The 7860-nt window shown below is 50.7% G+C and carries 12 protein-coding genes; 1 reads left to right on the top strand and 11 read right to left on the bottom strand.

What is annotated here, in order from left to right; translation table 11 throughout:
• From NNO02_RS14750 to fkpA, 9 genes are all read right to left on the bottom strand, one after another.
• A partial coding sequence (locus tag NNO02_RS14750; protein ID WP_000031687.1) for a GTP-binding protein occupies positions 1–301 on the bottom strand: 301 nt, incomplete at its 3' end.
• A gap of 69 nt (positions 302–370) precedes the next feature.
• Entirely contained in the window at positions 371–2485 is a 2115-nt protein-coding gene (gene fusA / locus NNO02_RS14745; RefSeq protein ID WP_003023659.1) for an elongation factor G, read from the bottom strand.
• A 96-nt stretch (positions 2486–2581) separates the two neighbouring features.
• Positions 2582–3052, bottom strand: a complete 471-nt coding sequence (rpsG, locus tag NNO02_RS14740) for a 30S ribosomal protein S7 (RefSeq protein WP_003023657.1) — start codon at positions 3050–3052, stop codon at positions 2582–2584.
• A 95-nt stretch (positions 3053–3147) separates the two neighbouring features.
• The gene (rpsL, locus tag NNO02_RS14735) at positions 3148–3522 is read right to left on the bottom strand and encodes a 30S ribosomal protein S12 (protein ID WP_003023654.1); all 375 of its coding nucleotides are present in this window, start codon (positions 3520–3522) and stop codon (positions 3148–3150) included.
• A 125-nt stretch (positions 3523–3647) separates the two neighbouring features.
• The gene (gene tusB / locus NNO02_RS14730) at positions 3648–3935 is read right to left on the bottom strand and encodes a sulfurtransferase complex subunit TusB (protein WP_271442321.1); all 288 of its coding nucleotides are present in this window, start codon (positions 3933–3935) and stop codon (positions 3648–3650) included.
• A gap of 7 nt (positions 3936–3942) precedes the next feature.
• A complete protein-coding gene (tusC, locus tag NNO02_RS14725; protein WP_271442320.1) occupies positions 3943–4302 on the bottom strand; it encodes a sulfurtransferase complex subunit TusC in 360 nt (119 codons plus the stop codon).
• Positions 4302–4688: a sulfurtransferase complex subunit TusD gene (tusD, locus tag NNO02_RS14720; protein WP_005121677.1), complete on the bottom strand. Its 387-nt coding sequence runs from the start codon at positions 4686–4688 to the stop codon at positions 4302–4304. The genes tusC and tusD overlap by 1 nt, the downstream gene beginning before the upstream one ends.
• On the bottom strand, positions 4688–5410 hold the full coding sequence (locus tag NNO02_RS14715) for a helix-turn-helix transcriptional regulator (protein ID WP_003023643.1): 723 nt from the start codon (positions 5408–5410) through the stop codon (positions 4688–4690). Before NNO02_RS14715 ends, tusD begins: the two co-directional genes overlap by 1 nt.
• A 167-nt stretch (positions 5411–5577) precedes the next feature.
• Positions 5578–6396, bottom strand: a complete 819-nt coding sequence (gene fkpA, locus NNO02_RS14710) for an FKBP-type peptidyl-prolyl cis-trans isomerase (RefSeq protein ID WP_271442317.1) — start codon at positions 6394–6396, stop codon at positions 5578–5580.
• 232 nt (positions 6397–6628) lie between these two features.
• On the opposite strand from fkpA, the gene NNO02_RS14705 reads away from it, so the two are divergent.
• Positions 6629–6847 (top strand): protein SlyX, encoded by a 219-nt coding sequence (locus NNO02_RS14705; RefSeq protein WP_003023639.1) that lies wholly within the window; start codon positions 6629–6631, stop codon positions 6845–6847.
• Positions 6848–6959: 112 nt separating this feature from the next.
• On the opposite strand, the gene slyD is transcribed toward NNO02_RS14705, so the two are convergent.
• The gene (slyD, locus tag NNO02_RS14700) at positions 6960–7565 is read right to left on the bottom strand and encodes a peptidylprolyl isomerase (RefSeq protein WP_003023634.1); all 606 of its coding nucleotides are present in this window, start codon (positions 7563–7565) and stop codon (positions 6960–6962) included.
• Between the two features lie 94 nt (positions 7566–7659).
• On the bottom strand, positions 7660–7860 hold the full coding sequence (locus NNO02_RS14695; RefSeq protein WP_005121675.1) for a YheV family putative zinc ribbon protein: 201 nt from the start codon (positions 7858–7860) through the stop codon (positions 7660–7662).

Raw genomic sequence — 7860 nt, 5'->3', positions numbered from 1 at the left:
CGTCCATCTGCGCAGCACCGGTGATCATGTTTTTAACATAGTCGGCGTGGCCCGGGCAGTCTACGTGCGCGTAGTGGCGAGTCGGGGTGTCATATTCAACGTGAGAAGTGTTGATGGTGATACCACGAGCTTTTTCTTCCGGAGCGTTATCGATCTGGTCGAAAGCACGAGCAGCACCGCCGTAGGTTTTAGCCAGTACGGTGGTGATTGCAGCGGTCAGGGTAGTTTTACCGTGGTCAACGTGGCCGATGGTGCCGACGTTAACGTGCGGTTTTGTACGTTCAAATTTTTCTTTAGACACGGCTATATTCCTTACTATAGTGCTCTCCCCTTTGGAGAGAGCACGGGACTTAGGTTTTAATCCTGTGGCTTATTTACCACGGGCTTCAATAACGGCCTGAGCAACGTTGTTCGGCGCATCGTCGTACTTCAGGAACTCCATGGAGTAAGAAGCACGGCCTTTGGTCAGAGAACGCAGTTGGGTTGCATATCCGAACATTTCAGACAGCGGAACTTCAGCGTGGATAACAACGCCAGTGACGTTGGATTCCTGACCACGAAGCATACCACGACGGCGGCTCAAGTCACCGATAACGTCACCGGTGTTCTCTTCCGGAGTCTCTACTTCAACCTTCATGATAGGCTCAAGCAGAACTGGTTTCGCTTTCTTAAAGCCATCTTTGAAGGCGATAGAAGCGGCCAGTTTAAACGCCAGCTCAGAGGAGTCAACGTCATGGTAAGAACCGAAGTGCAGACGCACGCCCAGATCAACAACCGGGTAACCAGCCAGCGGGCCGGATTTCAGCTGTTCCTGGATGCCTTTATCAACGGCCGGGATGTATTCGCCAGGAATTACACCACCTTTGATGTCGTTGATGAACTCGTAGCCTTTCGGGTTTGAACCCGGCTCCAGCGGGTACATGTCGATAACAACATGACCGTACTGACCGCGACCACCAGACTGCTTAGCGTGTTTACCTTCGATATCGGTAACTTTCGCACGAATCGCTTCGCGGTAAGCAACCTGAGGTTTACCGACGTTCGCTTCAACGTTGAATTCACGCTTCATACGGTCAACGATGATGTCGAGGTGCAGCTCACCCATACCGGCGATAATGGTCTGGTTAGATTCTTCGTCAGTCCATACACGGAAAGACGGGTCTTCTTTAGCCAGACGGCCCAGAGCCAGACCCATTTTTTCCTGGTCAGCTTTGGTTTTCGGTTCAACTGCGATGGAGATTACCGGCTCAGGGAATTCCATACGTTCCAGAATGATCGGGTGATCCGGGTCACACAGGGTGTCACCAGTGGTCACGTCTTTCAGACCGATTGCAGCCGCGATATCGCCCGCGCGAACTTCTTTGATCTCTTCACGTTTGTTGGCGTGCATCTGAACGATACGGCCAAAACGCTCACGTGCAGTTTTCACGGAGTTCAGGATGGTGTCACCGGAGTTAACCACACCAGAGTACACACGGAAGAAGGTCAGGTTACCCACGAACGGGTCGGTAGCGATTTTGAATGCCAGAGCAGCAAACGGCTCGTCATCGCTAGCATGACGCTCAGCAGGAGTATCTTTACCGTCGTCCAGAATACCGTTGATCGCAGGTACGTCGACTGGGGATGGCAGGTAATCAATTACCGCATCCAGCATCGCCTGAACACCTTTGTTCTTGAACGCAGAACCACAGGTTACCAGGATGATTTCGTTGTTCAGAACACGCTGACGCAGAGCTTTTTTGATCTCTTCTTCAGTCAGTTCTTCACCACCCAGGTATTTCTCCATCAGCTCTTCTGAAGCTTCCGCAGCGGACTCGATCAGGTTCTGGTGCCATTCTTCAGCCAGTTCCTGCATGTCTGCCGGGATATCTTCATAAGTGAAGGTTACGCCTGCATCTTCTTCGTTCCAGTTGATGGCTTTCATTTTCACCAGGTCAACAACACCGGTGAACGCTTCTTCAGCGCCAATTGCCAGCTGCAGCGGAACAGGGTTCGCGCCCAGACGGGTTTTGATCTGACCAACAACTTTCAGGAAGTTCGCACCCATACGGTCCATTTTGTTAACGAACGCAATGCGCGGAACTTTATATTTGTTTGCCTGACGCCATACGGTTTCAGACTGAGGCTGAACACCACCAACTGCGCAGTAAACCATTACTGCACCATCAAGCACACGCATGGAACGTTCTACTTCGATTGTGAAGTCAACGTGCCCCGGGGTGTCGATGATGTTTACGCGATGCGGTTCGTACTGCTTAGCCATACCAGACCAGAATGCAGTAGTCGCTGCGGAGGTGATAGTAATACCACGCTCCTGCTCCTGCTCCATCCAGTCCATGGTGGCTGCGCCGTCATGAACTTCACCGATTTTATGGTTTACACCGGTGTAGAACAGAATACGTTCGGTAGTAGTGGTTTTACCGGCGTCGATGTGCGCACTGATACCGATGTTACGGTAGCGCGCGATGGGTGTTGTACGAGCCATTTGATTCCTCGTTTATCTTTTAGGCGTTCAATTTAAGTAGCCCAAAGCGGGCTGCTTACTAGAAGCGCCCGCCTGGTGACTAAAACTCCGAAGGGATTACCAACGGTAGTGTGCGAACGCCTTGTTGGCTTCTGCCATACGGTGAACGTCTTCACGTTTCTTAACTGCAGTACCTTTGTTTTCTGCAGCATCAGAAAGTTCGTTCGCCAGGCGCAGAGCCATGGATTTATCACCGCGTTTACGAGCAGCTTCAACGATCCAACGCATTGCCAGAGCATTACGACGGACCGGACGGACTTCAACTGGTACCTGATAAGTAGAACCACCAACGCGGCGAGACTTAACTTCGACAGTCGGGCGCACGTTTTCGAGAGCTACTTCGAAAGCTTCCAGTTCGTTTTTACCAGAACGCTGAGCCAGGGTCTCCAGCGCGCTGTATACGATAGTTTCGGCAGTAGATTTTTTACCATCTACCATCAGGATATTTACAAATTTAGCCAGCAGTTCTGATCCGAACTTCGGATCCGGCAGAATTTTACGCTGACCAATGACGCGACGACGTGGCATGGAAATACTCCGTTGTTAATTCAGGATTGTCCAAAACTCTAAGAGTTTAGTTTGACATTAATATAAAACGTTTGGCCTTACTTAACGGAGAACCATTAAGCCTTAGGACGTTTCACGCCATACTTGGAGCGTGATTGCTTACGGTCTTTAACGCCGGAGCAGTCAAGCGCACCACGAACGGTGTGGTAACGAACACCCGGGAGGTCTTTTACACGACCGCCACGGATCAGGATCACGGAGTGCTCCTGCAGGTTGTGACCTTCACCACCGATGTAGGAAGTCACTTCAAAACCGTTAGTCAGACGAACACGGCAAACTTTACGCAGTGCGGAGTTCGGTTTTTTAGGGGTGGTAGTATATACACGAGTACATACGCCACGTTTCTGCGGGCATGCTTCCAGCGCAGGCACGTTGCTTTTTGCAACTTTGCGTGCACGTGGTTTGCGTACCAGCTGGTTAACTGTTGCCATTAAATAGCTCCTGGTTTTAGCTTTTGCTTCGTAAACACGTAATAAAACGACCTCATACAATATGAGGACGCAGAATTTTAGGTCGGTGTCGAAAAGGTGTCAAGAAATATACAACGATCCCACAATTACCAGGTCATCTGGCTGAGATGCTTCACCGTAAGTCTGACGAAGTCAGTATAGCCAACCCTGACGACACTGTCTGAAATTTGACCACCCAACCCGCGAGCTTTAATGTCTTCTTCCAGTACATAGACCTTAATGGAGGCATTTTGCAGACTTTCAAGGAAACGACTGCCTTCTATTGCTGCAGTGACGCTATCCTGAAGCAGTAAAAGCTCGTCATCTTCAGCAATCAGACGCAGGAGAGAGGAGAAGTCGGTTAGCCACGCAGAGCGATGTAAAATGTGCAGCATGAGAGCCTCAAAACCTCAAAATGACGTCATAGTTGCCAAGCTCACGACGCAAATCTTCCGGTTCAAGCGCCGTCGCATCAACCACAAAATTCGCCCCCTCTGCCAGGCCTCGCTCACGCAATGAGGCCGCACAAAGCCAGCATTGTTCTATATCGTACAATCCTAACAGTTTGAAAGTAGAGATATAGTCTCGCGCCAGAACGACGTCCGGTTGTTGCCCCTGGAGGATCTGGAAGACACCATCACCGATAAAGAACACGCCGAGATCTTCCGTTAATGCAGATGTCGCCAGTAAAGCATCCAGTCCTTCGCGGCCGGATGCGCTGCCGTGCGGCACAGTAGAAAAAACAAAGGCAACACGTTTCATTAAAACTGCACCACGCGATCGCACGTCAGGGATGCTTCAGCCAGCGATCCAAGACCGCTGAGAGTAAATCCTGACTGTAAATTAGCACCAGACAACCCTAGTCGTGTTGCCTCAGTCTCATCAACAACACCACGCCGCAAGGCTGCCGCTACACAGATATTCAGCGCCACACCATGCTGCTGGTGAAGCTTTTGCCAGGCTCGCACTAAATCAAATTCATCACTGGCGGGCGATGTCAGAACGTTCGCGTTATACACGCCCTCACGATAAAAGAAGACGCTACACAATTCGTGTCCTTCTTCGAGTAGCGCATGCGCAAATTGCAATGCGCTACTCGCTTGCTGTGTGCCGTAGGCGGGCCCGGTTACCATGATGGCAAAACGCATTACTTATCTTGCCCCTGGAAATCACCGCTTTTGAACTGGCGAATATAGAGGTAGACCGTGTGCTTGGAGATGTTCAGACGATCGGCAACCTGATTGATCGCATCTTTAATATCGAAGATCCCTTTCTCATACAGGTTCAGGACGATCTGACGATTCTTGGCATTGTTGGAGACGTTACGATCGGCGTTCACTTCTTCAATGGTGAACTCCAGCGTCTGGGTCACCAGATCTTCGACTGAGGACGCGAAGTTCACGGCTGATCCCACTTCCGGGGTCTCCGGCGGGATAAAGGTATTCATTATCTGCGAGAAAGGGACATCAAGGTTCATGTTGATGCACAGCAGACCAATCACGCGATGCTCACGGTTGCGAATGGCAATCGTCACCGACTTCATCAAGACACCGCTTTTCGCGCGTGTGAAATAACACTTCGACACGCTGCTATCCGCACCCGTCATATCATGCAGCATACGCAACGCAAGGTCGGTAATCGGCGAGCCAATTTTACGGCCCGTATGTTCACCGTTAGCGATGCGAATGGCCGAGCATTTCAAATCCTGCAAAGAGTGCAATACGATTTCACAATGGGAACCAATGAGCATCGCCAACCCGTCCACTACCGCTTCATAGGATTTAAGGATATCGAAGTCGGTTTGATCGAAAGGACGTTGATCCAGTAAATCTAGCTCACTGGTTTCGTTGGTTAAAAGCGACCTGGACATGAAAAAAAGCACTCCTTTTCAGGAGCCTGTCGTTATGTTGTCAGGGCAGGCTCATCACTATTATAGGGGCATCTAAAGTAATACAGCGCACAAGGCGCTTTCCAGTATTAATTATATCCTGCCGATAATAAAAAACCGCCGCCCTGTGGGCGGCGGTTTCTAATCATTTACTTTTTGCTGCTGTCTGCAGCTTTATCAGCCGGTGCAGCATCTGGCTTCGCATCTGCTTTCGGTGCCGGTTTGATATCTAACAGCTCAACATCAAAGACCAGCGTGGAGTTTGCTGGAATGCCCGGAACGCCCGTTTTACCGTATGCCAGATCCGGTGGGATAACCAACTGGATTTTACCGCCTTTCTTGATGTTTTTCAGGCCTTCAGTCCAGCCAGGAATAACACCGTCAAGACGGAAAGAGAGCGGCTCGCCACGGGTGTAAGAGTTATCAAACTCTTTACCATCAATCAGCGTACCTTTGTAGTTCACAACCACGGTATCGCTGTCTTTCGGTGCTTCACCGGTACCTTCTTTCTCTACTTTGTAGACCAGGCCAGTAGAAGAGGTTTTGACACCTTTCTCTTTAGCAAACTTAGCACGGTACTCTTTACCTTTCGCTTCGTTATCGGCCGCATCTTTTTCCATTTTCGCCTGAGCGGAAGTCTTCACGCGCGCTTCAAATGCCTGCAGAGTTTGTTCGATTTCCTGGTCAGACAGTTTGCTCTTATCTGCAAACGCATCCTGAACACCCGCGATCAACTGATCTTTATCCAGTTTGATGCCCAGTTTTTCCTGTTCTTTCAGGGAGTTTTCCATGTAACGACCCAGGGACGCGCCCAGCGCGTAAGCGGCTTTTTGGTCGTCATTTTTGAATGCTGCTTTGCTGTCAGCGGTAGCGGCTGGTTTCGCAGCATCAGCAGCGAAGGTGATCGGGGCATGCAGTGCAACGGCCATTGTGGTCGCCAGCAGCGTTACTTTAAACAGTGATTTCATCCATCTCTCCAGGGCCGGGGCATCTCACCCCAGGGTTAGCTAACATAAAAACGTACTATAAAGCGTTGTAGAACAAATCAACATACAGGCACGCCCTATTATCACCACTTTTCAGACACTTTTTGTTTAAATTAGTTTCGTTGCAGAGGAATGAGTGCTGTGCAAACAGGCAAAGTTAAGTAGAATTCGCCGCAGTCCGCGATCTGCCGGAGAAAAACAGAAGAGGTGAATCATGCAGGATACAACGATGGAAACTCGCCTGGCTGAGCTGGAGAGTCGCCTGGCGTTTCAGGAAATAACCATTGAAGAGCTGAACGTAACGGTGACCGCGCATGAACTGGAAATGGCCAAACTGCGCGACCATCTGCGTCTGCTGACAGAAAAGCTCAAAGCCACTCAGCCGTCTCATATCGCGTCGCAGTCTGAAGAGACGCCACCGCCACATTATTGAGGCGTAAAAAAAGCGGGGTTTCCCCGCTTTTTTGTGCCGGATGACGACGTAAACGTCTTATCCGGCCTACGGTCGGCCTGATAAGCGTAGCGCCATCAGGCAATCATACCGATTAGTGGCAACCGCAGCCGCCGCCGTTACCTTTACCGCCACCACCGCAGCAGCCTTCGCCACCGTGCTCGTGACCATGGTCGTGACCGTGACCACCGCAGCAACCATCGTGACCGTGGTCATGATCGTGGTCATGGCCATGCGCACCGTGAACGTGGCCATGGGCCAGCTCTTCTTCGGTCGCTTCACGGATAGCAACAACTTCTACGTTGAATTTCAGGTTCTGGCCAGCCAGCATGTGGTTACCGTCAACCACAACGTGGTCGTCTTCCACTTCGGTAATTTCTACCGGTACCGGACCCTGGTCAGTTTCAGCCAGGAAACGCATGCCAACCTGCAGTTCATCAACGCCCATGAAGACGTCTTTAGGAACGCGCTGCACCAGGTTTTCGTCGTACTGACCGTATGCGTCGTTTGCGCCAACAGCAACATCGAATTTGTCGCCAACTTCATGACCGTCCAGCGCTGTTTCCAGGCCAGAAATCAGGGAACCGTGACCATGCAGGTAGTCCAGCGGTGCACTCACCGGAGACTCATCAACCAACACACCGTCTTCTGTACGTACCTGATAGGCCAGGCTGACCACCAGGTCCTTTGCTACTTTCATGATATCTCCTGAGCATGGAAAGAATAGTGGCGCAGATTGTAGCGGAATTCTGCACCCGTGTACCCTCTAGCTTAAAAAAAGCTGCGTCATATCGCTAGTCCGGATGAAAAATCCCGATCACTTGCTCCTCTTTGCGAACGTGCTCGCGCGCTTCTTTATCGGCCTCGCGCATCTGATGACCACACTTAACACACTCAACAATATCGATATTATTTTCACGCCACATCGCCAGCGAATCCTGCGCCTGGCAGGACGGACATTTTGCGCCTGCAATAAAACGTTTACGAATTGCCAT

Source organism: Citrobacter sp. Awk 2 (assembly GCF_028069815.1).
Lineage (GTDB): Bacteria > Pseudomonadota > Gammaproteobacteria > Enterobacterales > Enterobacteriaceae > Citrobacter.
Note: the sequence above shows the minus strand (reverse complement) of the source record. Positions and strands in the feature narration are given on the sequence as shown.

Bases quoted from the DNA above. Each gene is read 5' to 3' on its own strand.
- fusA (WP_003023659.1), bottom strand. From the start codon at position 2,485: ATGGCTCGTACAACACCCATCGCGCGCTACCGTAACATCGGTATCAGT.
- rpsG (WP_003023657.1), bottom strand. From the start codon at position 3,052: ATGCCACGTCGTCGCGTCATTGGTCAGCGTAAAATTCTGCCGGATCCG.
- rpsL (WP_003023654.1), bottom strand. From the start codon at position 3,522: ATGGCAACAGTTAACCAGCTGGTACGCAAACCACGTGCACGCAAAGTT.
- tusB (WP_271442321.1), bottom strand. From the start codon at position 3,935: ATGCTGCACATTTTACATCGCTCTGCGTGGCTAACCGACTTCTCCTCT.
- tusC (WP_271442320.1), bottom strand. From the start codon at position 4,302: ATGAAACGTGTTGCCTTTGTTTTTTCTACTGTGCCGCACGGCAGCGCA.
- tusD (WP_005121677.1), bottom strand. From the start codon at position 4,688: ATGCGTTTTGCCATCATGGTAACCGGGCCCGCCTACGGCACACAGCAA.
- NNO02_RS14715 (WP_003023643.1), bottom strand. From the start codon at position 5,410: ATGTCCAGGTCGCTTTTAACCAACGAAACCAGTGAGCTAGATTTACTG.
- fkpA (WP_271442317.1), bottom strand. From the start codon at position 6,396: ATGAAATCACTGTTTAAAGTAACGCTGCTGGCGACCACAATGGCCGTT.
- NNO02_RS14705 (WP_003023639.1), top strand. From the start codon at position 6,629: ATGCAGGATACAACGATGGAAACTCGCCTGGCTGAGCTGGAGAGTCGC.
- slyD (WP_003023634.1), bottom strand. From the start codon at position 7,565: ATGAAAGTAGCAAAGGACCTGGTGGTCAGCCTGGCCTATCAGGTACGT.
- NNO02_RS14695 (WP_005121675.1), bottom strand. From the start codon at position 7,860: ATGGCAATTCGTAAACGTTTTATTGCAGGCGCAAAATGTCCGTCCTGC.